The organism is Rhodoplanes sp. Z2-YC6860 (assembly GCF_001579845.1).
Taxonomy (GTDB): Bacteria; Pseudomonadota; Alphaproteobacteria; order Rhizobiales; family Xanthobacteraceae; genus Z2-YC6860.
Genome location: NZ_CP007440.1, coordinates 4,218,814 through 4,238,791 on the forward strand (window position 1 = coordinate 4,218,814; position 19,978 = coordinate 4,238,791).

25 protein-coding genes and 1 tRNA gene are annotated in these 19,978 nt (G+C 61.7%); 17 read left to right on the forward strand and 9 right to left on the reverse strand.

Translation table 11 applies throughout. The features are described 5' to 3' along the window. Window positions 1-27: 27 nt before the first annotated feature. The 4 genes from RHPLAN_RS19515 to RHPLAN_RS19530 are packed head-to-tail and all read left to right on the forward strand — an operon-like array spanning window position 28 to window position 3,262. Complete coding sequence (locus RHPLAN_RS19515; RefSeq protein WP_068021016.1) at window positions 28-819, forward strand: ABC transporter ATP-binding protein; 792 nt, start codon at window positions 28-30, stop codon at window positions 817-819. Next, complete coding sequence (locus tag RHPLAN_RS19520; RefSeq protein WP_157100361.1) at window positions 816-1,601, forward strand: ABC transporter permease; 786 nt, start codon at window positions 816-818, stop codon at window positions 1,599-1,601. Before RHPLAN_RS19515 ends, RHPLAN_RS19520 begins: the two co-directional genes overlap by 4 nt. A gap of 17 nt (window positions 1,602-1,618) precedes the next feature. Further along, on the forward strand, window positions 1,619-2,587 hold the full coding sequence (locus RHPLAN_RS19525) for an ABC transporter substrate-binding protein (RefSeq protein WP_084245211.1): 969 nt from the start codon (window positions 1,619-1,621) through the stop codon (window positions 2,585-2,587). Between the two features lie 9 nt (window positions 2,588-2,596). Further along, window positions 2,597-3,262 carry a cysteine hydrolase family protein gene (locus tag RHPLAN_RS19530; RefSeq protein ID WP_198164420.1) on the forward strand — a complete coding sequence of 222 codons (666 nt, stop codon included), beginning with the start codon at window positions 2,597-2,599 and terminating at the stop codon, window positions 3,260-3,262. 4 nt (window positions 3,263-3,266) lie between these two features. On the opposite strand, the gene RHPLAN_RS19535 is transcribed toward RHPLAN_RS19530, so the two are convergent. The 4 genes from RHPLAN_RS19535 to RHPLAN_RS19550 form a co-directional block, all read right to left on the reverse strand. Continuing rightward, complete coding sequence (locus tag RHPLAN_RS19535) at window positions 3,267-4,475, reverse strand: acyl-CoA dehydrogenase family protein (protein ID WP_068021024.1); 1,209 nt, start codon at window positions 4,473-4,475, stop codon at window positions 3,267-3,269. Continuing rightward, entirely contained in the window at window positions 4,476-5,420 is a 945-nt protein-coding gene (locus RHPLAN_RS19540; RefSeq protein WP_237179862.1) for a polysaccharide deacetylase family protein, read from the reverse strand. It abuts the gene before it with no gap. A gap of 100 nt (window positions 5,421-5,520) precedes the next feature. Beyond that, complete coding sequence (locus RHPLAN_RS19545) at window positions 5,521-6,609, reverse strand: LLM class flavin-dependent oxidoreductase (protein WP_068021027.1); 1,089 nt, start codon at window positions 6,607-6,609, stop codon at window positions 5,521-5,523. A gap of 242 nt (window positions 6,610-6,851) precedes the next feature. Beyond that, window positions 6,852-7,235: a DUF4118 domain-containing protein gene (locus RHPLAN_RS19550; RefSeq protein ID WP_068021030.1), complete on the reverse strand. Its 384-nt coding sequence runs from the start codon at window positions 7,233-7,235 to the stop codon at window positions 6,852-6,854. 236 nt (window positions 7,236-7,471) lie between these two features. Here RHPLAN_RS19550 and RHPLAN_RS19555 point away from each other — a divergent pair, with 236 nt between their 5' ends. Continuing rightward, window positions 7,472-7,729, forward strand: a complete 258-nt coding sequence (locus RHPLAN_RS19555) for a hypothetical protein (protein WP_157100362.1) — start codon at window positions 7,472-7,474, stop codon at window positions 7,727-7,729. A 149-nt stretch (window positions 7,730-7,878) separates the two neighbouring features. On the opposite strand, the gene RHPLAN_RS19560 is transcribed toward RHPLAN_RS19555, so the two are convergent. Further along, complete coding sequence (locus tag RHPLAN_RS19560) at window positions 7,879-8,109, reverse strand: hypothetical protein (protein ID WP_068031532.1); 231 nt, start codon at window positions 8,107-8,109, stop codon at window positions 7,879-7,881. A 155-nt stretch (window positions 8,110-8,264) separates the two neighbouring features. Next, complete coding sequence (locus tag RHPLAN_RS19565) at window positions 8,265-8,447, reverse strand: hypothetical protein (RefSeq protein ID WP_068021033.1); 183 nt, start codon at window positions 8,445-8,447, stop codon at window positions 8,265-8,267. Window positions 8,448-8,645: 198 nt separating this feature from the next. On the opposite strand from RHPLAN_RS19565, the gene RHPLAN_RS19570 reads away from it, so the two are divergent. Further along, window positions 8,646-8,735: transfer RNA gene (locus RHPLAN_RS19570), tRNA-Ser, on the forward strand. A gap of 171 nt (window positions 8,736-8,906) precedes the next feature. On the opposite strand, the gene RHPLAN_RS19575 is transcribed toward RHPLAN_RS19570, so the two are convergent. Further along, window positions 8,907-10,097: a tyrosine-type recombinase/integrase gene (locus tag RHPLAN_RS19575; RefSeq protein ID WP_068021035.1), complete on the reverse strand. Its 1,191-nt coding sequence runs from the start codon at window positions 10,095-10,097 to the stop codon at window positions 8,907-8,909. Continuing rightward, window positions 10,094-10,678, reverse strand: a complete 585-nt coding sequence (locus tag RHPLAN_RS19580) for a TraY domain-containing protein (RefSeq protein ID WP_068021037.1) — start codon at window positions 10,676-10,678, stop codon at window positions 10,094-10,096. Before RHPLAN_RS19580 ends, RHPLAN_RS19575 begins: the two co-directional genes overlap by 4 nt. A gap of 143 nt (window positions 10,679-10,821) precedes the next feature. Here RHPLAN_RS19580 and RHPLAN_RS19585 point away from each other — a divergent pair, with 143 nt between their 5' ends. The 4 genes from RHPLAN_RS19585 (at window position 10,822) to RHPLAN_RS39475 (ending at window position 13,293) form a co-directional block, all read left to right on the forward strand. Beyond that, the gene (locus RHPLAN_RS19585; RefSeq protein WP_068021038.1) at window positions 10,822-11,010 is read left to right on the forward strand and encodes a helix-turn-helix domain-containing protein; all 189 of its coding nucleotides are present in this window, start codon (window positions 10,822-10,824) and stop codon (window positions 11,008-11,010) included. 133 nt (window positions 11,011-11,143) lie between these two features. Continuing rightward, window positions 11,144-11,329: a hypothetical protein gene (locus RHPLAN_RS19590; RefSeq protein ID WP_157100363.1), complete on the forward strand. Its 186-nt coding sequence runs from the start codon at window positions 11,144-11,146 to the stop codon at window positions 11,327-11,329. 63 nt (window positions 11,330-11,392) lie between these two features. Beyond that, window positions 11,393-12,481 carry a hypothetical protein gene (locus RHPLAN_RS19595; RefSeq protein ID WP_237179863.1) on the forward strand — a complete coding sequence of 363 codons (1,089 nt, stop codon included), beginning with the start codon at window positions 11,393-11,395 and terminating at the stop codon, window positions 12,479-12,481. A 29-nt stretch (window positions 12,482-12,510) separates the two neighbouring features. Next, window positions 12,511-13,293 carry a helix-turn-helix domain-containing protein gene (locus tag RHPLAN_RS39475; protein ID WP_157100364.1) on the forward strand — a complete coding sequence of 261 codons (783 nt, stop codon included), beginning with the start codon at window positions 12,511-12,513 and terminating at the stop codon, window positions 13,291-13,293. A gap of 23 nt (window positions 13,294-13,316) precedes the next feature. Here RHPLAN_RS39475 and RHPLAN_RS19605 read toward each other — a convergent pair whose 3' ends face one another. Continuing rightward, window positions 13,317-13,592 (reverse strand): hypothetical protein, encoded by a 276-nt coding sequence (locus RHPLAN_RS19605; protein WP_068021043.1) that lies wholly within the window; start codon window positions 13,590-13,592, stop codon window positions 13,317-13,319. A gap of 176 nt (window positions 13,593-13,768) precedes the next feature. Between RHPLAN_RS19605 and RHPLAN_RS39480 the strand changes: the two genes are divergently transcribed. The 7 genes from RHPLAN_RS39480 to RHPLAN_RS19630 all read left to right on the forward strand — a co-directional run bounded on the left by RHPLAN_RS39480 (window position 13,769) and on the right by RHPLAN_RS19630 (window position 19,581). Next, a complete protein-coding gene (locus RHPLAN_RS39480) occupies window positions 13,769-13,927 on the forward strand; it encodes a hypothetical protein (RefSeq protein WP_157100365.1) in 159 nt (52 codons plus the stop codon). An 8-nt stretch (window positions 13,928-13,935) separates the two neighbouring features. Next, window positions 13,936-14,094 carry a hypothetical protein gene (locus tag RHPLAN_RS39485; protein ID WP_157100366.1) on the forward strand — a complete coding sequence of 53 codons (159 nt, stop codon included), beginning with the start codon at window positions 13,936-13,938 and terminating at the stop codon, window positions 14,092-14,094. A gap of 663 nt (window positions 14,095-14,757) precedes the next feature. Continuing rightward, on the forward strand, window positions 14,758-15,093 hold the full coding sequence (locus RHPLAN_RS19610; protein ID WP_068021046.1) for a hypothetical protein: 336 nt from the start codon (window positions 14,758-14,760) through the stop codon (window positions 15,091-15,093). After that, a complete protein-coding gene (locus tag RHPLAN_RS19615) occupies window positions 15,090-15,395 on the forward strand; it encodes a hypothetical protein (RefSeq protein WP_157100367.1) in 306 nt (101 codons plus the stop codon). The genes RHPLAN_RS19610 and RHPLAN_RS19615 overlap by 4 nt, the downstream gene beginning before the upstream one ends. Next, complete coding sequence (locus tag RHPLAN_RS19620) at window positions 15,395-16,144, forward strand: HK97 family phage prohead protease (RefSeq protein WP_068021050.1); 750 nt, start codon at window positions 15,395-15,397, stop codon at window positions 16,142-16,144. Before RHPLAN_RS19615 ends, RHPLAN_RS19620 begins: the two co-directional genes overlap by 1 nt. 113 nt (window positions 16,145-16,257) lie before the next feature. Next, window positions 16,258-16,569, forward strand: a complete 312-nt coding sequence (locus RHPLAN_RS19625) for a hypothetical protein (protein WP_068021052.1) — start codon at window positions 16,258-16,260, stop codon at window positions 16,567-16,569. A gap of 12 nt (window positions 16,570-16,581) precedes the next feature. After that, window positions 16,582-19,581, forward strand: coding sequence for a phage tail length tape measure family protein (locus tag RHPLAN_RS19630; RefSeq protein WP_068021054.1), 3,000 nt, complete (start codon window positions 16,582-16,584; stop codon window positions 19,579-19,581). Window positions 19,582-19,978: the final 397 nt, after the last annotated feature.

The window sequence follows — 19,978 nt, forward strand, 5'->3', positions numbered from 1 at the left end:
CTTGTGGGCGGCTGAACGCAGCGCGTGATGACGGAATATCTTTCGATCGATCATCTCGGCAAGGAGTTCAGCGCGCATGGCCGCGCGGCCTGCAAGGACATCTCGTTCGCGCTTCACCAGAAGGAGTTCCTGGCGCTGATCGGGCCGTCCGGCTGCGGCAAGTCGACGCTGCTGCACATCGCGGCGGGCCTGTCGCAGCCGACCTCGGGCACCGTGCGGCTGAAGGGCGAGGTCGTCACCGCGCCGCGTCCGGAGATGATGTACGTCTTCCAGCAGTACACCAAGTCGATCTTCCCCTGGAAAACCGTGCTGCAAAACGTGAGCCTCGGGCTGAAGTATCGTCCAGGCGTGTCGCGCGTCGAGGCCGAGAGCGTAGCGCGCGAGCAGCTCAAGGTCGTCGGTCTCGCACCGTTCGCCGACTACTATCCGTACCAGCTTTCCGGCGGCATGCAGCAGCGCGTCGCCATCGCGCGTGCGCTGGCGCGCCGGCCGGAAATCCTCCTGATGGACGAGCCGTTCAGCGCGCTCGACGCCATGATGCGTGTCGAACTCCAAGACCTTCTCTTGAAGCTCTGGCAGGACTACGGGCTGACGATCCTGTTCGTCACCCACGATCTCGATGAAGCGCTCTACGTGGCGCAGCGGGTGGTGATGCTCAGCGGTTCGCCCGGCTCGGTCGCCGAGGTGGTCAATGTGCCGCTGTCTTATCCGCGCAATCAAGTGGAAACCAGGCGCGACCCAACCTATCTCGAACTGCGCGCCCATCTCTACAATCTGATGGCCAGGCAGGTGACCACCGCGCGGGAGGCCGTGTCGTGAGCGGGCCGATTGTGCGCTGGCTCGAGACGTCCCGCGGCTCAGGCGTCATCCTGATCCTGCTGCTGCTCGGCTTCTGGCAGTTCTCCGCGCTTTACATCATGCATACGCCGACCTGGCCGCCGGTGACGCGGATCTTCGAGGCCTGGTACGACAACATCGTTGATGGCACGCTGATCTATCATCTGCTCGCGACCTTGTGGCGGCAGATGCTGGGCTACTGGCTCGCGGTGGTGCTCGGGATCGCGCTCGGCATCGCGATGGGCTACTACCGGGTGTTCTTCAATCTCCTGGAGCCGCTCGTCGAGATTTTTCGGCCGGTACCGGGGCCTGCGTATCTGCCCGTGCTGGTGCTGTTCGTCGGCATCGGCAGCGAGATGAAGGTCACGCTGATTCTCGTTGCTTCGCTGTTTCCGATCCTGCTCAACACGTATAGCGGCGTGCGCGCCATCGACCCGGTCCAGCTCGACACCGCACGCACGCTGGGTCTCACCACCATGCAGACCTTGCGCGAGGTGGTGCTGCCGGCCGCAGCCCCGAATATCCTGACCGGCATGCGCATCAGCCTCGCGATCTCGCTCATCCTGGCGATCCTCGCCGAGATGATCGTGTCCAACGACGGGCTTGGCTATTTCACGCTGCTCGCCGAGCGCACTTTCAAAGTGCCGGACATGTATGCCGGCATCTTTACGCTCGCGCTGTTCGGCTATGTGCTGAACCGGCTGTTTCTTTTCGTCGAGTCCAAGATGATCCGCTGGCATCAGGAGAGCAGCGGCCGAAGATAGTCGAACAGGAGAGAGCCATGCCCTGCGTATCGGTTTCCCGCGTGTTTGCCATGTGCCTGGCGCTTGCCGCGCCGCTTACCCTGCTGGCGCAGCCGTCGGCCGCTCAACAAAAGCCGCCGCCAGCGACCATCCGCGTCATCGATATTCCGATCGCCAACTTTACGCCGCTCCTGATCGCCAAGGAGAAGGGCTATTTCGCCGACGAGAACCTCAACGTGACATGGACTCCTGTCGCGCAGGGCGCGGTCGCGATCGAGGCAGTGTTCGGTGGCAGCGCTGAGATCGGAGCCAGTTCCATCTTCGAGCCCATCGTCGCCCGCGGCAACGGTCTCGATCTGATGTTCGTCACCGGGCAAAATCGCATCCGGGCCGAGCCGCCGGACAACTCTGGTGTTCTCGTGCGCAACGATGACTCGATCAAGACTCCGCAGGATCTCGCCGGCAAGCGGATATCCGCCGGCCTGATCAACAGCGTGAACTACGTCCATATGCTCGAGTGGCTCGACAAGAAGGGCGTCGACCGCCGCAAGATCGAATTCCTCGAGGTGCCGTTCCCACAGATGGCCGATGCGCTGGCCCAGAAGCGGGTCGACGCGGTGTGGAATGTCGAGCCGTTCGTGACCTTCATGACCAAATCGGGCGCCGCCAAGATATTGGCTTATCCGTATCAAGAGACCGTGCCCAACATGGATGTCTCCAATTATTTCGCCAAGGAAAGCTGGATCAAGGCCAATCCCGACGTGGTCAAGCGTTTCAAACGCGCCATCGACCGTGCCACGGCCGAGATCAATGCCGTGTCGAAAGAGGAGCGCGACGGGTGGGTGGCGAAGTTCACCGGCATGAAGCCCGAGGTGGTGAAGGACGTATCGCTGCCGCGATTCGAGTCCGACTTCAATGTGCCAAGCCTGAAGGCCAATCTCGACATCGCCGTGAAGCAGAAAATGATCAAGCCGTTCGACATCAATGTCATGATCTACAAGCCGTGAGGCATGACCATGCTGAAGACGCTCACCGACAAGGTTCGGCCGCAGCACTGCGCTTTGCTGATTGTCGATATGCAGAACGACTTCTGCGCCGAAGGCGGCGCCATGCACCGCGAGGGCCGCGACGTCACGCTCGTGCAAAAGATGGTGCCGCGGCTTGCGCAATTCATCACCGCGGCGCGCGCCGCCAAGGTACCGCTTGTCTGGATCAAGAACGTCTACAACACCGGGCCGAACTGGTACCTGTCGGAAAGCTGGCTGGAACAAGCCGAGCGGCGCCGGAATGGCGCCTATCTCACCATTCCGGTCTGCGAGCCCAACGCCTGGAACGGCGATTTCTACGAGGTGAGGCCCGAGCCGGATGAGGTGATCGTCACCAAGCACCGCTACGGCGCCTTCGAGAGCACCGACCTCGATCTGGTGCTGCGCTCCAGGGGCATCTGCACCGTGATCATGACCGGTGTCGCCACCAATGTCTGCGTCGAGACCACGGCGCGGCAGGCCTTCCTGCGCGACTACTATGTGGTGTTCAGCAGCGACTGCACCGCGACATTCAATCAGGCCGCGCACGACATGACGCTTCAGAACATCGACGCGTTCTTTGGCCAGGTGGCGAGCGCGGCCGAAATCACGGCGTGCTGGCAAGCCGCGCCAGTACGGCTTCGCGCTGTGACATGAGCGCTCAGAGCAAGAAATCCTTGTTCTCCAGGCCGAACAGCACGCCGCCCCAGTTGCTGCCGTAGTACTCGGTTTGGTTCGAGATGTGCTGTCGCGCGGCCATCAGGTCGTTGAGGATGCGGCCGAACGGTAGTTCATCGGAGAGTCCTGAGGAGCCCGCTGCCTTGTAGAGGCGCGCGCCGAGTTGCGTGCAACGCTCCATTACCGACGATGCTTCGAATTTATACTGCAGCCGGAGCTCCAGGGGCGGGGTCTCATTGCGATTGGCGTGGTCCATGAGCGAGCGGCAATTGCGATGCAGAGTCGCCCGCATCTCGCTGATCGCTGCCGCGGTCTCGGCACACAGAAGCTGCACGAACGGATTTTCCGCCGAGCGCCCGCCAGCGCGGCTCACGCGGATCCGGCCGTGGCTCAATAAAGCGTTCAGCATCGCCTGCAGCGCCCCGATGCCCGCGGTCGAAACGCCGCGCACGAAGATCTGCCCGAACGGCAGGCGGTAGAGCGGCGCGGTGTTCACCGCTTGTCCGGCGCCCTTGAGGGCAAAATTGTCCTGCAGCCGCTGGATGCGGTGCGCCGGCACGAACACGTCGTCGAGAATGACGTCGATACTGCCGGTGCCCTGCAGACCTGCCACCTGCCAGTTGTCGACCGTCTTGTAGTCCTTCCGCGGCACCACGAAAAACTGATAGTCGGGCGCGGCGCCCGGACTGTTGACGAAGCCGCCGAGCAGCGCCCAGCCGGCGTAGACGCAGCCGCTGGCATAACGCCAATGCCCCGAGAGCCGCACGCCGCCATCGACCGCCGCGGCGTTGCCGGCCGGCATCGTCGACGAGCAGATCAGCACATCAGGGTCGCTGCCCCACACCTCCTGCGCCGCCCGATCGTCGATCAAGCCTATGAACCACGATACGGCGCCAAGCGTCCCGTAAACCCAGCCGGCCGACATGTCGCCTTCGCCGAGTGCCATCTGGATGTCGTAGAAGCTCGAAAGCTCCATCTCGTAGCCGCCCCAGCGTCGGGGTTGCAGCACGTGGAAGAAGCCGGCCTCCTGCATCTCGGCCATGATCTCCGGCAGGACGTGGCGGTTCTTCTGCTGAGCAACGGAGCGCGCGGCGAGGGCGGGAATCATCGCTCGTGCCCGCGCGATCAGCTCCTCGGGCGCAGGCCTTATCGGGCGGATGGCGTGGGCGGGTTCCATGTCATTGGCGCTCATTCACTTGTCGGCTTTGCCGGCGGCGGGCGCCGGATGGTGCGTCATCCAGTGCCGAGCGATATCGACGCCGCGACAGATCCACACGCCGTCGTGCTCCAACACATAGTCGAGAAAGCGCGCGAGCCCCGCGGCGCGGCCGGGCCGGCCGATCAGCCGGTCATGCAGCGCAAGCGACATCATCCGCGGCTCGCTCGCGCCTTCGCGATAGAGCGTATCGAAGGTGTCTTTCATGTAGGTGGTGAAATCGTCGGACGTGGCAAAGGCGATGTTGCTGTCGAAGCGGTTGTCGTTGGTCTCATAGGAATATGGAATGACGAGGTGCTGCCGGCCCGCGACTTCGACCCAGTAGGGCAGCTCGTCGTTGATCGCATCGCGGTCGTAGAGGAAACCGCCTTCCTCGACCAGCAATCGCCGCGTGTTGGGGCTCGGGCGCCCGGTCATCCAGCCGACCGGCCTCGTACCTGCAATCTCGGTCAGAGTCTCGACCGCAAGCTTGATGTGCTTGCGCTCCACCGCGATTGGCACATGCTGATAGTCGATCCAGCGATAATGATGGCTGACGATCTCGTGGCCGGCCTCGACCATGGCTGCCGCCACCTCGCGGTTCTTCTCGAGCGCGGTCGCGACGGCGAGCACGCCGATGACGATCTTGCGCTCCTCGAAAATCTTCAGGAGCCGCCATACACCAAGCCGGCTGCCGTATTCGAACGAGGATTCGACCAGGGGACTGCGCATGCCCTTGACGGCCGGAAAGCCGATGTCGGTGAGCATGCCCTCCGACACCTTGTCGCCGTGCAACAGGTTCATCTCGCCGCCGCACTCGTAGTTCAGCGAGATCTGCAGCGCGAGGCGCGCGCCGCCCGGCCATTTCGGGTCCGGCAGATGCCGGCCGTAGCCGACGAGGTCCCGCGGATAAGTGACGGCTTTCTTCTTCGGCGCTTTCAAGGGCTGCATCCTTTGAACGACACCCGGCGCCGAGGATTATCGCCGCATACGTCGAGGCGATGCAACGCCGCGACGTATGCCCGTCGCGCCGGGCCGGCCCTCAGAACGGCTCGTAATCGCGGAGCTTCGGCATCACCTGTTCGCCGAACAGCCTGATTGAGCGCATCAGGTCCGGCTCGGGCAGGTCGGCGAAGTTGAACTCGCCCATGAAGGTGTTGAAGAAGCCTTCCTCGGCTGCGGCGCGCAGCTTCCGCGTCACGGTCTCGGCCGAGCCCACGAACACCAGATCGTTGGCCATGATGTAGTCGGCGTCGAACAGGCTCGCTGTGAGCCTCGCGGCGGCGGCCTCGCCGCGCGATTCGAACAGCGCGATCTGGTTGGCGAGCCGGCTCTCGAAGCTTTCGCCGGGCGTCTTCACCGGCAGCAGGCCCTCATAGGCGCGGCTGGCCCGGAACAGCGCGGTGTCGAGCGCCTTCTTGTCCGTCTCGTCGACGTAGACCACCGTGCTGTAGGCGACGTTGGGTTTGTTCCGATGGCCGTGGCTTTTCCAGTCGGCGAGATATTTCTCATAGCGCGGCCGCGCCTGCTTCCGCGGCACCATGATGAAGAAACCGGTGTTGATGCCCTCCTTGGCGCAGAACTCCAGCGTCTGCGGATCGCGGCTCATCATCCAGAGCGGCGGATGGGGCCGCTGCACCGGCGGCACGGCGATCAGCGCGCTGTCGGTGTTGTGGTTGTCGCCGTGGAACGCGAACGGCTGCTTGTCGCCGTAGGCCGCGCGCAGATAGGCGACGAACTCCAGCGTCGGCGACTTGCGGAAGTTGTAGTCGATGCCGAACGGTTTGAAGAATCCCGCGCTGATGCCCGGCACCAGGCCGCATTCGAAGCGGCCCCCGAGCATCTGGTCGACGATGGCAATGTCCTCGGCGAGCCGCAGCGGATGATAGAGCGGCGCGATGAATCCCATCGAGCCGACGCGCAGCCGTTTCGTGCGCATGCCACCGGCGACCGCGTAGAGCGCCGGCGACGACATCCAGCTCTCGTGAGGCTGGAAATGGTGCTCGACGCAGAAGCTGTAGTCGAAGCCAAGTTCATCGCACAGAGCAAGCTCACGCCAGAGCTGCTCGTAGCGCTGATGTGGCGTCATGCCGGGCTTGCCCCAGACATGAGAGAAGTGCGCGAATTTCATTTTGGCTGGTTTGCCCCCGCGGCCAGGCAGAAAGCCCAAGTATATCAAGACGCAGCGAATACGTCTGGTCCCTCATGTGCGGCGCATGGCACCACTGCGGCGGCCAATGCTGCAAAGCTGAGCAGCCGAATACAGTCCGGGAGCGTTTCCGATTTGCCGATCGCTGACTTGTGCGCGACGTGACGGCGGCGGGCTCTAGATCAGCGATTGCGAATGAAATCGCTTCAGGCCTGGCGATGGCGTCAGTCGTGTTTTGTGTCGTGACGCGCCGCTTGGCGATAGCGATAGGCAATCCATACGGTCGCGAATGCCGATAGCGCGAACAGTGCGACGTTGGTCGACTGAAGCCTGTCGAGCATGCCGAACTCGTAGTAGGGTGGGATGAAGGCCCACCACACGACGACAACCGCAATCAGGACGGTGAGAGTGCCGGCGATGGCTCCGCCCAACAGCGCGGCCGCCACAACTGCCGGGAAATAGGCTGCGAATGGCACGCTCGTCCCGATCAAGGGGCTGAAGGCGAACTCCGCAGCCGTGGCAACGCCGCCGCAAACGAGCGCCAGCAGACAAGCCGGCGCCCAGTTGAGCGAACGAAACGACGTTATGCGATGCTGCCAAATCGGCATTCGATCAATCCGATTCTCGTTGAAATTTGCATGACGGACATGCCTTGCCTATCCGTCATAGAGGGAAATGAGCGTAAGGCTAATCCCGACGTCCCCTACAAGCCGCGACCGGTCGAGACTCGACCGCCAGCGCACACTTTCTGCTCCATTCCCAAGGCCGTTGGTCTGGCCGCAACCGGCCGTGGCGGTGCCGCACCTGATCCTGTATCCTGCAAAGATCAGCTTCGGAGGCCATGATGTGGACCAAGCTCGGGCCGGGCGCTGTCGTTGCGATGGCGCTTGTCGTGTCATCGAACGCGTCGGCGCAGGATCGCTACGATCGCTATTGGACCCGCGGCCTGTCGCCCGCTCAATTCTGTGGCGGCGAATTGCCGGGATGGGGACGGGACGCGTGCGCGCAACCTGAACGCGCCCACGGCTACGGCTCATGCTGGAAACGACTGCCCTTCCGGCCGGGCGAAAAAGGGCCGCGGCTGCGCTGGATTTGCGGTTAACGCGCGGAAGAGCGAGCGCCAGCGCGTCCCGTGTGGACGCACCTAGACCGAGTAACGGCTACAGTGCCCTCGGTGACGATCTCGCGGGACGCCCGGGCGATCTGTCGACCGCCCGGGCGCCAAGTAGCAAAAATGGCGCTTGCCGCCCGTCAGCTTTCACTGACGCATTTCTTGACGAAGCTCTTTTTCGCAGCGCCGGAGAGCGGCTTGCCTTCCTTGCTGACGGCTGCGGTTTGGCAGCATTTTTTGATCGCGCTCGTCTTGGCGGCACCGGCGAGCGGCTTTCCGTCCTTGCTGACCGCTTGTGTCGCGCAAGATTGCGCCAGAGCCGCACCTGTCGAGAAAGAGAACACGAGCAGTGCAAGAGCAAATCGTTTCATGGCCATCCTCCGGGAAGATCGAACCGGCATTCTAATGCGGCTGAGCGAGAACGGTCCAGGGTGGCCAGGCGACCTTGTCGATCGCCCGGGCCCTAGCAGCGCGATCAAGCCCAGCCGGTTTCGCTCTCGACGCCGGCTCCGACCGTCTTGCCCTGCTACTTGAACTTGACCTCGTGCTGCTGGACTTTCATGCAACGCGGACATTCAAAAGTTCGAAGGTCCCAGTCTTCGTCCTCAGTCGGCTCGATGGACGAAAGCCACATCGTGGCGCCGCACTTTAGGCAGTTCGGATGTCCGATGATCTTCGTTGCCACCAGCGAGTTCTTGGAATCGCGCATGCTGACCCTCCCCAGAGCCTTGCGTAGCGATTGCCTGTGACAGGTCGATGCTGCTCCGTTTGCCGGCCCCCGACAACTTGCCGTTTCATTAAATCATCGTCGTCTGGGCGGCAAAGCTGACGTCCAGGATACGCGCCATCGCATCGGCGCTGGCGTGGTGAGTTGCTACCGGCGAAAAACCCAAGTAGATCAACCCCCGGATGGATGGCCGAGCGGTTTAAGGCACCGGTCTTGAAAACCGGCAGAGGGGCAACTCTCTCGTGGGTTCGAATCCCACTCCATCCGCCAGCAAAATATTGAAACAACAAACAACTTTCCTGCTTCGACATTCTTCGAGCGTGCGAACATAACCAGGACGCTCGGCATTTTGGACCCAACTTGGACCCAACCCGCACGGGGACCAAAAACAAAGGCCGCCCGGTCGAAACGGGGCGGCCTCTAACGTTCGACGGAAGGGGATCAGAGCAGTGCGGCTTTTGACAGATCCGCTATCACCGCGGCTGCGTTGGTGTCTGCCTTTCGCGTTCGCTTTGCATAAGTCCGGAGCAGCACGGCCGGATCGTGGCCGCAGCGGGCTGCGACCACGTGTACCGGCACGCCCTTGTCCAGCAGGATGGTTTCATGACTTCCGCGCAGGTCATGGAAACGCAGCTTCGGGAAGCCGAGGCGGGCGGCGTTGCGGACAAACTCGTGCGTGATGACATGCGGCGCGCGCAAACGCGTCAAATCGATTGCCCCGTGGTCCGGAGCTCCGGGAAACATCAGCGCGCCTTCTGGCAAACGGACCAGAGAAAGGTCAACGTCGAGTCCGTCGGGCACGCCGGCCACGAGGCGTAAATGCTTCGCACGTTCAGCAACCAGGAGTGCCAGCAGGCCAGCGTCAATCTCTATTGTGCGGCGGCCGCGTGCCGTCTTCGGCTCCTTGACGCGGCGCCCGAACTTCTTCGTCTTCTCCAGCGCGCGCTCGATCCGTAACGTTTTCTTCGCGGGATCCAAATCGGACCAACGTAGGGCAAGTATTTCGTTGCGGCGCGCGCCTGTGTAAGCCGCGATAGCGATGATTGGGTAAAGGGTCGAGTCCCGAAAGCCCTGAACGAGGTGTGCTAGCTGTTCTTCGTCGAGCACCTGCCCGTGGTTGCTTTCGCCAGGGGAGGGAAGTTTCTCGGCGCGATCAATTGGATTGGCGAAGATGATGCCCTTACGCGTCGCGGCACTCAGGCAAGCATTGAATACGGTGTGCACATGGTGGGCTGTGCGGGGAGCCATCGTGGGCTCGAGCTTTTCGTACAGCTTATCGACGTCCATCGAAGACAATTTCTGAATTTTCGTCGGACCCAGTGTCGGCACCACGTGGCAATTCAGAAGTTCGCTGTAGCGCTCGTGGGTTCGTGGACCGGCCTTCTTCTTTCGGCGGCCCGGCGCACCAATTGAAAGCCAATGCGCGATCCACTGGCCGACGGTCATCTGGTCCGGCTCAATATGTTCGCCGGTATCGCCGCTGCGAATTAGGCGACGGAGTTCAGTCTTGGCACCGGCTCGATTGCCGTGGAACGTTTTCGAGTAGCGCTTGCCGTTCAACCGATAGCGCAGGCGGAAGGTGTCCGGTCCGCGTTCATCAATGCCGCCGTCGCCGTGCTCTCGCCGCTTCATTTGCGTTCCGCCTTCTGTTTGGTAACCGCGCGAATCCTTGCAACGAGGTCGCTTCCTAGATCGCGTCGCAACTTGGGTGCGCGGGCTATCGCTGTCGCGCTCGTTGGCTCGTCGGATGCGATCTCCGCCAGGATGCCGTTGGCAATCCCCGTGCCCATGGCTCCTATCAAGGCTTGCACATCGATACCTTTGGCGGTGCCTTTGAACGCTGCTGGCAGCTCGACCGCACCCGGCGGCCGCAAAGCCTCAAAGATGTGCTGAGCGGCGGCTACCGCTTGACTGAAGGCGAAGGGCTCATCCCACCATTTTGCAGCCCTGCCGGCATCGAAGGTCGACGCGAAACCAGCGGAATATCCCGCGGCATTCATAGCTGCAGCGACGGCAAGTAAGCCCGGCACGAACGTCTGATCCGTATCGTCGGGGCTCGTTAGTGAGTTCTCCAGTCGCGCAATTATCTCTGCGGTCAGTGTTCGTCCGCTTGCCGCGCGGGCCGCATCCAGCCGCGCCCGAAGCTCGGGAGCCACGCGAAGATTGATCGGCGTAGTAGTCCGGCCGTCTGGACCTTTGGCTTTCTTCCCCATTGGAACCTCGTCTCGTGTGAGTGTTCACGTGTACACACTTACGATGTGAGTTGCAACCAAATCTGTGCCGTTTTAGGTCGATGTGTGCAAATTATTATTTTATTGGTGCACGTGGGTTCAAACTGTGCGGAGGCTATCTGGCGATGGAAACCGAGCATGACGGAACGTCCAGTGAGGTGGTCTTGCAGCCTCATGTCTTGACGGTCGAGGAATGGGCGGCGCGCATGCGCATCAGCCGCACCGCCGCCTACGCTGCTATTAGGAACGGCGATGTGAAGGTGATCCGGATCGGCCGAACGATCCGAATTCCGAACAAGCCCGCGGCGGCTTAGCGATGATGATCCGCCCCGTCGTCGCTTCCCTGGTCGTCTATCGTGAGATCGATTGCTGCGTCGTTTGGTGGCGCGGGGATTTGCTGGGCATCTGTTTCACAGGAAACACCCCCTTGCTGGCGAGGGCGCCAGCATGAAGCGGGGGCAGCACCACACCGCCGAGACGATCGAGATTATGCGCGCGCGGAATATGGCGTTCTGGACGCCAGAGAAGCGCGCGGAACAGTCTGAGCGCACCCGCAAGCGTATGGCCCGCGCCGGCGTGAGCCAGCGCATCCGTAACGGCATGCGCCGGGCTGCACTCCGAGAATTTGCGTGAACCGCGTTCCCACCAACCAAAAGAAAATGGCCGGGCGCCACGAAAGCGCACCGGCCAAGTTTGGTGAATGCAGTGCCGGAGATATCTGATCCGTCGAACGATTGCAACGCGGCGGACGTTTGCACGCCCATTTCCTACGCCGATCTCGGTCTCACCGAAGAAGAGGCCGCGCGCGCCGTCGCGACTGCTGCCGAATTGGCCGGCAAGAGTGATGCCGAAATCCATGAAATGGCGGCGGCGCAGGTGAACGCCATGGAGCGGCTGATGGAGTCGCTGGTCGATGAACTTTATCAGGCTAGCCCCATAAAGCGCCGGAGGGCCACCAAGGTTGATGTCGAGGCTCGTCGCGCGGCCCTCTACTGCATCTTGAAAGAGATGAAGCCGATGACGGTGCGGCAGGTCTACTACCAGGCGACCGTCCGTGGCGTCGTTGAGAAGACCGAGGCCGGTTACACCAAAGTGCAAACCGATCTGGTGCACATGCGCCGGACCGGCTGGGTGCCGTACCAGTGGCTCGCCGACAACACGAGGTGGCAACGCAAACCCAACACCTTCAACAACATTCAGGAAGCGCTCGAAGAGACGGCCCAATTCTATCGAAAGGCGTTGTGGTCGAACGTCGACGCCTATGTCGAGATCTGGCTCGAGAAGGACGCCCTGGCCGGCGTCGTCCTTCCGGTGACATCGAAGTATGACGTTCCTCTCATGGTGGCGCGCGGGTATGCGAGCTTGTCGTTCCTTCACAGCGCGGCCGAGGCAATCCGCGATCTGGATCGTCCCACCTACATCTACCACCTCGGCGACTTCGATCCGTCCGGAGTCAATGCCGGCGAAAAGATCGAACAGACGCTGAAGGAACTCGCGCCCGACTCGGAAATCCATTTCGAGCGGATCGCAGTGACCCCCGCTCAAATCGATATGTGGTGCCTCCCGACTCGCCCCACGAAGTCGTCAGATACGCGTTCAAAGAACTTCGGTGATGTGTCGGTCGAACTGGACGCGATTGCGCCGCAGGACTTGCGCGACATAGTCCAAGAGGTCATCGAACGACATCTGCCGCCACAGCAATTCGAGGTTCTGAAAGAAGCGGAGCGCAGCGAGCGTCTGCTGCTGTCAGCCTTCGTCAAACAGGCGGAGATGGGGAATGGCTGATTCTGCTAACAACGAGCGGGCCGACAGCGATGGCAGATGATCATCGCTCCTCAGAAGAGCGGGCCTTCGACATCAGGAAAGCGCAGCTCCGGAGCTGCGCAGTGTTCGACGTGACGATGGTCCCGAGCCATCGTCTGATCGTCTTTACCGTGGCTGATCTCATCAACTTTCGTTTGGGCTACAGCTATCCGTCTCAAAAATATCTCAGCAACATTTTAGGCCTCAGCCTCCGCACCGTGCGTGATGCCGGTAAGCCGTTGGCGCAATACTTCGACGTTGAAGTTGTCGGCCGGGCTCACCGCTACCATCCGCGATGGGCCGATATAGCGGCGAAATATGCCGCTATTCAGTCTCGAACAGCGGCAAAACCTGCCGCTGTTCAGGAACCGACGGAGGCAAAATCCGCCCCTATCATCGCACTGACAGCGGCAAAACCTGCCGCTGTCAGTCATGAAACAGAGGCAGATTTTTCCACGATAGCGGCAACTTCTTCCGCAAATAGCGGCAAAATCCGCCCCCTATCCTTCTATAATCCTACTAAAGATCCTGTGGTGTTGTTGAACGCCAAAGCTGGCGATCCGGATCAGCAGCGCTGGACTTTCGTCAAAAGCAGGCTGTCGAGCAACGTTTTCAACCGGGTCGAGCTGATCCAGATTTGGGAAGACGAAGTGATGCTGCGGGCGCCATCGGCGCTGCTGCACTCGCGGATCGAGAACGAATTTCACAGTCAGCTTGCAATTGCCTGGGAGCGCCAACTCGGCTTCCCTGTGAAAATTGTCGTGCTCCCGCCGATGGCAGTGGCTGCCGAATGAGCTCTCCTCCGACAGCGACACCGTCACAACTGCCCGACCAGATCACCGAAGCGGTAGTTCGCCTCGAGCCGTGGGCAACCGAGTTTGCTCGTGAGGTCTTGGTCAACGGCCTGCGGCGTCCAGCGCCACAGCGCCGCTTGCGTCGTCTCCGCCTGCGTGCACTCGCTGAGGGGTTGGCACGAGATTTGGCGCCGATCAGCGAGCGCGGATTGGCAGCTTTGCTGTCCGATGCAGGCCGGCATCTGCAGGCGGGTCACAGCAAATTGCCGGATCGCGGGGTCCTCGCGCGCCTCGACCATGCCGATCGGCTCGAACTCACTGAAAGCTTGCGCGCGATTCTAGCTCTGTCCGAGAGCAATTGGCCGAAGTTCGGCGGAATGCGCCGCATTCTCAAAGGGATAGCTGGCCACTTTTCCCCCGATTGAAAGTAACCAGCAAACCAAGCCATTGCAAAACACAACGGAGATTGAATTCCATGAACGCAGCATCGACCAAGTCTGAGATCGCGTCAGCACAGCCACTGACGTTGCAGCAGGAGCTGAGCATGTGGCTCCAGCGCTCGCTGCCGCGGGAGTTGGCCGAGGCCGAGCGGAAGGTCACTGGCCTGCGGCAGGAGCACACCTCAAGAAGCTGAGCCCGGAATTGATGACGCTGTGTGCGAGCTTCGAACAGGCGATGGGCCTGTTGTACGAGGCTGATGCCTTCGCGGCGCGGAACGGCCTGGTGCCGATGAACTACAGCCAGATCATTCACGACCTGGAGCGGCTTCGGATCTTCGCAAAGCGGTTGGCTGAAGCCTGAAGCCGGGAAACTTCGATGTGCAATGAGGGCGAAGTAGCGGTCCGTCCAACAACGGGAAGTCAGCCTCCTCGGTGTTCTTGCGAGGTCAAGGCCGGCGCAGGCCGTGCGTATCTCCTCCTTTCAAGGAACTCCTGTGTCGAAGGTGGACGCGGTCAGTCCCACGTCCACCTTCGTCCACGTGGTGCCCTTGATCCTTACGACCGTGGGGCCCGACGACCGCGTGGGGCATTCGTCCGCAACGAGATGGAATTGAATAGAGAAAGCCCAAGGGGAGGGGCGGTCGCGATCTCTAGGCGGTTGGGAGCGTGGACCGGCATGGGGCTCATTCAGAGATTTTTTTGCTGTACGACGGATTTCAGACGCGTCGCCCGGTCGTGCTTTTGCAAATACCTGAGTCTTTTCAACGTTGCGCAGCATTCGCGCGACCGCGATCTGACCAATATTTTGCTGGTGGCCTGAGATGGAAACTCGGCTGCCTCAGTTCGATCTCTTCGGTCCGGCGAGCCGCCACTGCGCTCATTGTGGAGCGCCCTTCACGTTCGTGATCTGCGGCAAGGGCCGGCCAGCGACGTTGTGTTCTGCAGCTTGCCGCCTCGAGCGAGCCAAGCGGCAGCGCAAGCAATGGGCGGATCAGCGTCGCTGCGCCCGCAATGAGGTCGCACCATGATCTCGGATGCGATCAAGCGGATAGCTGTCAGCGCCGGCGCTGATCTGCCGGGCGATTTACCTCCCAACGAGGTGGCTGCTTTCTTGCTGCGAGAAGACGGTGGATTGACGGTGACCCTTGCGAACGGAGACGTTTTGCACACCGTCTCCAGCGACCTGGTGCACGCCAGCGTACAAGCAGAACACCGCGCAGCGTCGTCCGATCTCGTTTCGGCAGTGAGCAAGCTGGTCGAGCTGTCCGGTGGTCGGATCGCAGTTGGTGTCACCTATCACAGGCGGCGCGTCGCGACAGGCGAAGGGTACGGCTACATCTTTGTGGAGGCTGGGCGATGAGCGACGCCGGTGAAAAATCGACTTTGGCTCGCACTGCAGAATTGCAGGCGCAACTCGCCGACATCTTCGTTTGCCACACGGCAGACGATGCAGATCTCCGCGCCTTCTTTGGGGAGCGTCTGCGGATGATCGAGGACCGGCTCGCCGCCCTTGATGGCGGAAACGATGGCGAGGCATCCATGCGTGCGGCGCTTTACGCGGTCAACGTGCAGCGAATTTCGGCTGGCGGACAGCAGCTTCGGTTCAAGGTGCAGGGGGCCGGGCTCGACTGGGACAAGAACCGGAAGGGCAGGGTTCGCTGATGAGTGCGATCGAGCTCCGCGGTTACGCGATACCCTTCAACACAACGATCTTCATCAACGGCAACTATGAGCGGGTGCTGCCCGGAGCTTTCGACGCGATGCTGGGCGACGACATCGCCTTGGCCAGCCGCAACATCGATGTGCGCGTCTTCTCACACGACGAGAATGCGGAGCGCATCGGCGATACCAAATCATCCACGCTGAGCCTCTTCTCCGACTCGGTCGGGCTGGGCTTCTCGGTGACGGTGGACGCGAGCGCATCGCCGTGGGGGTACATCTCGGCAATGACGCGCCGGTCGTGTCCGTCCGATCAATGCTCCGTCAACCTTGTGATTGAAGCGAGCAGGAAGAGCACGCATCTCGGCGAACCGCTGATTTCCGTCACCAAGGCATCCGTCGAACATATCGCGATCGTCAGTTCTGCCGCGTACGGCAAGGCAACCGGTGTGTGGCCGGTGCACTGCATCGATCATCCCGCGGCACCTTCGAGGTTGCAAAAAATGGCATCACAGTGGGAAGCCGGAAGCCGGCGGTGGTCCGAGGTGCAGGCGCAACGTCGGCGCGAGCGCGCGAGCCATTCGGCGCATAGTGGGTCTGGTCATGTCCCGCCGGCGGTTGCCGCACGACTCGCTTCCCAGCAACAGCACTTTACGAAAATGCGCCGAATGATGATCGATGCCCGCGTTCCATTCATCATGAGCCATGTGGCATGGACGAAGGCCGGCGGTTTCAAGGGCTTGGGGCGATGATGTCGGAAACATGCAAATCAGAACCGCGTGACGCCGGATGTAAGCGCACGCGCTCGCCGAGCGGCCGGGCTATCCCCGTGGCCTTGGCCGCTCGGCATTAAAGGTTCTGCGCCATGGCGAGCAACAAGGGCAGGAAGCGCACGACGATAGGGGTGGAGTGCCCTTGCGCCCGCTGCGAGGAGCTTTCGCAGATGCTGTCGATGACGACAGTTATCGGCAAGCAGCTTGAGGGCCAGAACGAGCAGTTCCGGCGGGCGGCGGCGAGCGCGCTGGGCTTGCTGAAACTCGCCGCGTCGGGCGCCGGCACACAGGAAGACCGCGCCGCCTGCTTCCTGGCTATCAGCCAATGGCTCGTTGAGACGATTTCAAACCCGCTCCCGCCAATCCCCTGGGCTGCCGCCGAGCCCGCACCGAAAGTGAACTGAGGCCCGGCGCGCATGACAGACACCGTCGACAAAATCATCATCCAGTCGTCGACCCAGGGCGTCACGCAGAGCGCCAACGAGGTCCACAAGCTCTCGGACGAGATGCAGGGCCTCACGGTCTCTGCTTCGAACGTCGAGAAGTCGACGACCTCGGTCGAGGGGAAGTTCGCCTCGCTGGAGCGCCGCTTCAGCACCACCGCCGGCAACGCCGCGCAGTACGAGAAGATTCAGACCACGGTTAATCGCGCGGTCGCGCAGAACCCCGAATTGCAGGATCGCGCCAACGCGGTGATGCAAGCTGCCGCTGCCAAGTACGGCACCGCCGGCGCGGCGGCAAAGGCGCTTGGGGACGCTCACGTTGGACTGTCCGCCCAGGGCCAGGCTGCCCTTCATTCAATTCGGTCGGTGACCGAGCAAATCACGTTGGGAATTCCAATCACCCAAGCGCTCACCGGGCAGATGAGCCACTTGGCTTACGCTGCTTCAGGCCAGGGCGGCATCACAGGTGCATTCAGCGAAGCAGCAAGCATCTTTCCGCGCTTGGTGGCTGGGGCGGCCTCGATGGTCTCGCCGCTCACGGTCACGGTGGCCACCATGGTGGCGCTGACGACGGCGACGGCGGCGGCGGCATTGCAATACGACAAGCTGCAGACATCGTCGCAGCGCGCGTTGATCGGCGCCGGACAGCGCAGCGGTACCACGATCAGCGACCTCAATCAGTTCACCAGCCAGAATTCCGGCCTTTCCGGCTCTGGACTTTCGAGCAAGGAAGCCCGCGAACTGGGCGAGGATTTCACCAGGACCGGCGATATCGTCATCAGCCGGCTGCACGGCATGTCCGACGCAGTGGTCGGCTTTGCGAACCAGACCGGTTCGAGCATCGAAGAAGCTCGGAAGGCCATGGTGGCGTTTGCGGTTGATCCGCAGAAAGGCATGCAGGAGCTGGCCAAGACGTACGGCGAGTTCGATGCCGCCACGCGAAGGGCCGTGGATACACTTGTTATCGCCGGCGACAAGACGGGCGCATTCAACGTCATCACCGAGGCCTTGTCCGACAAGAGCAAGGCTGCGGCCCAGAACATGGGCGTGCTCGAGAAGGCGTATCGCTCGGTCGTCAATCTCCTCGCGACAGAGACTGTAAAGCCGAGCGGGCTAGAAGATCAGCTTGCGGCCGCTAAGGGGCGGTTGGCTGCCGCTCAGGACAATCCGTTTGGAGACGCAAAGGCGGCGGCCGAGGATGTCGAGAGACTTCAGGCCGCGATGGACAAGGTCAACGCGGCGCGGCCGGTTGCCGAGCTGAACAAGCTTTCGACTGAGGCGGACGCGGTCGATAAAGCGGTCATCTCGCAGATTGAGCAGATCGAGCAGCTCCGCGCGGAGCTTGCGAAACTTGATCGCGCCAAGGCGTCCGGCGCCAGCAGCAAATACGGCGCCGGCGTTGATGATGCCGCTCGCACCGCGATCGAAAACCAGATTGCCGCACTCCAAGAGGCTCAGGGGCAATCGGAGCGCTACAACCAGCGCATTCAGCAAATCGGCGTGTCTTGGGGTGACGTGGGTCAGTCGACCGCAATGGCGCTCCAGGCGCAGCAGAACCAGTTGCCGGTTATCGAGGCGGTCGGCGGCGCGGCGAAGATGGCGGCGCAGTATGCAGCCGACTATGCGAACGCGATCGATCAAGGCAGAACGGCAACTGAGGCGACAGCGCTCGCGGCGAGCAATCTGCGAGCGGCACAGGCCCAGGCCAACTCCTCGGCGCAATCAACGCTCGCCTCGCTGCGAGATCAATATGCTGTTGCGAGCGCGTCAAACGTACAGGAACAAATCGCCGCGCAGGGCCAGGCGACCTACAACGATTTAATACGGCAAGGAGTGGACGCGACCACGGCCCAGGCCGTCGCCGCTCAGCAGGTCGCAAACGCACAGGCATCAGTCTACCAGCAGATGCAGAAGCAGGTCCGAGCATCGCAGGACGCGCTGGATCTGGCAAAGGCCTCCTCCGACTACGACCGGGCTCGCATCAACTCCGACATTGCCTATCGAAAGGCGATGGAAGGTGGAGCGACCGCTGCTCAAGCCGCGCAGATTTCAGTCAATACGATGATGACCGATCTTATCAATGCTCAGAAGGCCGCCGACGGCATGTCGGACGCGCTCGACCAGGCAGCCGCGTCAGGGAAAATCATCGGCGGCAACGAGGGGTCTTATGATCCCGGCTCTGCGTACAAGGCAGGATCGTTCGATGTCGCAGCCGGGCCGCGGCTTGGCAACGGCTACTCCAACGCGAGTTTTGCGGCCTTTCTTGCCGGTCAACGTGCGCCGAGCGCGCAGGACCTCATCACCAACGCTCTGACAGGCGGCGTCAACGGCGCGATCGCGACGCTGACTGGCACCAACTTCCAAGGCGGCATCACGCGCGGCAGTACATTGCTCGGCGTGCCGTATGGCACACAGTTCCCCGGCCGCGGCGACATCGGTTCTCAGAGCGACATCGACAACGCAGTCGACAGCCTGTTTAACCTGAAGCTCCTGCAGGCCGGCAAAAGCAATTCAGCAAAGGCATCGATCTACCAGGACCAGATCAACTACCTACAGCAGCAGCCGCAGACCATCGAGGTTTTGACGAAGATCGCGCAGCTCACCAACTCGCTGAACGATCTGAAGGACAGCACGGACGCGCTCACGGATGCCGAAAAGGCGTCGCTCAATCCGCTCTACAGCGGCAAGGGTGCGCTCGCAGTCGGCTACTACAAGGCGGCGAACGGCTTCGAGGGTGTGGCGCAAGGACCGCCTGTCGGCGACAAAATCCCATTCCATGTGATGGTCAACGGCGGCGAGCATATCAAGATCACGCCGGCCGGGCAGAAGCCAGCAGCGCCGACGTCGAACGACAACAGCAAGACGGTCACCGTCAATCAGACTTTCAACTTCAGCGGTTCACAGTCGAAAAATCGGAGAAACCGCCGACAGATCGACCAGGGCTTCGGGCAGACGATGGCGTCGCTGTCGTGATGTGGGCTCAATTCTTCGCCGTGGCGGCGGCACTGTCGCTGGCGTTTGGAATTGGTGCACTTGCGTTGAAGCGCTGAATTTATGGAAACACAAAGCCCCAGCGGTGAGCCCGGGGCTTCCCCCGCCGCAGCACGCTGAGGGAGGCGGGAGCGCGTGCTGCAACAGGGATTGGATTTGGAACGTCGCCGCATAAGCAAGGTTTCACGAACCTGAAGAATTAGCGTCGTGTAAAACGACATCTGCGACTAGGCGTCGCTTGCGAAACAAAGCGTTGCCCGGCTCGTTTGCTCTACAGTGGTCGAAGGGGCGCGGAAACAAAAACAACGAGCGTTTCCCATGAGTGAATGGACCAAAACAGCCGAATACTACGAGCGTTTGGCTCGCTTAGGGAATTCCG

What these genes read in the sequence shown, in the direction of transcription:
- RHPLAN_RS19630 (WP_068021054.1), top strand. Translation starts at nt 16,582, where the DNA reads ATGACAGACACCGTCGACAAAATCATCATCCAGTCGTCGACCCAGGGC.
- RHPLAN_RS19620 (WP_068021050.1), top strand. Translation starts at nt 15,395, where the DNA reads ATGAGTGCGATCGAGCTCCGCGGTTACGCGATACCCTTCAACACAACG.
- RHPLAN_RS19580 (WP_068021037.1), bottom strand. Translation starts at nt 10,678, where the DNA reads ATGGGGAAGAAAGCCAAAGGTCCAGACGGCCGGACTACTACGCCGATC.
- RHPLAN_RS39475 (WP_157100364.1), top strand. Translation starts at nt 12,511, where the DNA reads ATGGCAGATGATCATCGCTCCTCAGAAGAGCGGGCCTTCGACATCAGG.
- RHPLAN_RS19515 (WP_068021016.1), top strand. Translation starts at nt 28, where the DNA reads ATGACGGAATATCTTTCGATCGATCATCTCGGCAAGGAGTTCAGCGCG.
- RHPLAN_RS19615 (WP_157100367.1), top strand. Translation starts at nt 15,090, where the DNA reads ATGAGCGACGCCGGTGAAAAATCGACTTTGGCTCGCACTGCAGAATTG.
- RHPLAN_RS19525 (WP_084245211.1), top strand. Translation starts at nt 1,619, where the DNA reads ATGCCCTGCGTATCGGTTTCCCGCGTGTTTGCCATGTGCCTGGCGCTT.
- RHPLAN_RS19530 (WP_198164420.1), top strand. Translation starts at nt 2,597, where the DNA reads ATGCTGAAGACGCTCACCGACAAGGTTCGGCCGCAGCACTGCGCTTTG.
- RHPLAN_RS19605 (WP_068021043.1), bottom strand. Translation starts at nt 13,592, where the DNA reads ATGGTCGAGGCGCGCGAGGACCCCGCGATCCGGCAATTTGCTGTGACC.
- RHPLAN_RS19575 (WP_068021035.1), bottom strand. Translation starts at nt 10,097, where the DNA reads ATGAAGCGGCGAGAGCACGGCGACGGCGGCATTGATGAACGCGGACCG.
- RHPLAN_RS19585 (WP_068021038.1), top strand. Translation starts at nt 10,822, where the DNA reads ATGGAAACCGAGCATGACGGAACGTCCAGTGAGGTGGTCTTGCAGCCT.
- RHPLAN_RS19625 (WP_068021052.1), top strand. Translation starts at nt 16,258, where the DNA reads ATGGCGAGCAACAAGGGCAGGAAGCGCACGACGATAGGGGTGGAGTGC.
- RHPLAN_RS19560 (WP_068031532.1), bottom strand. Translation starts at nt 8,109, where the DNA reads ATGAAACGATTTGCTCTTGCACTGCTCGTGTTCTCTTTCTCGACAGGT.
- RHPLAN_RS39480 (WP_157100365.1), top strand. Translation starts at nt 13,769, where the DNA reads ATGAACGCAGCATCGACCAAGTCTGAGATCGCGTCAGCACAGCCACTG.
- RHPLAN_RS19610 (WP_068021046.1), top strand. Translation starts at nt 14,758, where the DNA reads ATGATCTCGGATGCGATCAAGCGGATAGCTGTCAGCGCCGGCGCTGAT.
- RHPLAN_RS19545 (WP_068021027.1), bottom strand. Translation starts at nt 6,609, where the DNA reads ATGAAATTCGCGCACTTCTCTCATGTCTGGGGCAAGCCCGGCATGACG.
- RHPLAN_RS19555 (WP_157100362.1), top strand. Translation starts at nt 7,472, where the DNA reads ATGTGGACCAAGCTCGGGCCGGGCGCTGTCGTTGCGATGGCGCTTGTC.
- RHPLAN_RS19565 (WP_068021033.1), bottom strand. Translation starts at nt 8,447, where the DNA reads ATGCGCGATTCCAAGAACTCGCTGGTGGCAACGAAGATCATCGGACAT.
- RHPLAN_RS19590 (WP_157100363.1), top strand. Translation starts at nt 11,144, where the DNA reads ATGAAGCGGGGGCAGCACCACACCGCCGAGACGATCGAGATTATGCGC.
- RHPLAN_RS19535 (WP_068021024.1), bottom strand. Translation starts at nt 4,475, where the DNA reads ATGAGCGCCAATGACATGGAACCCGCCCACGCCATCCGCCCGATAAGG.
- RHPLAN_RS19550 (WP_068021030.1), bottom strand. Translation starts at nt 7,235, where the DNA reads ATGCCGATTTGGCAGCATCGCATAACGTCGTTTCGTTCGCTCAACTGG.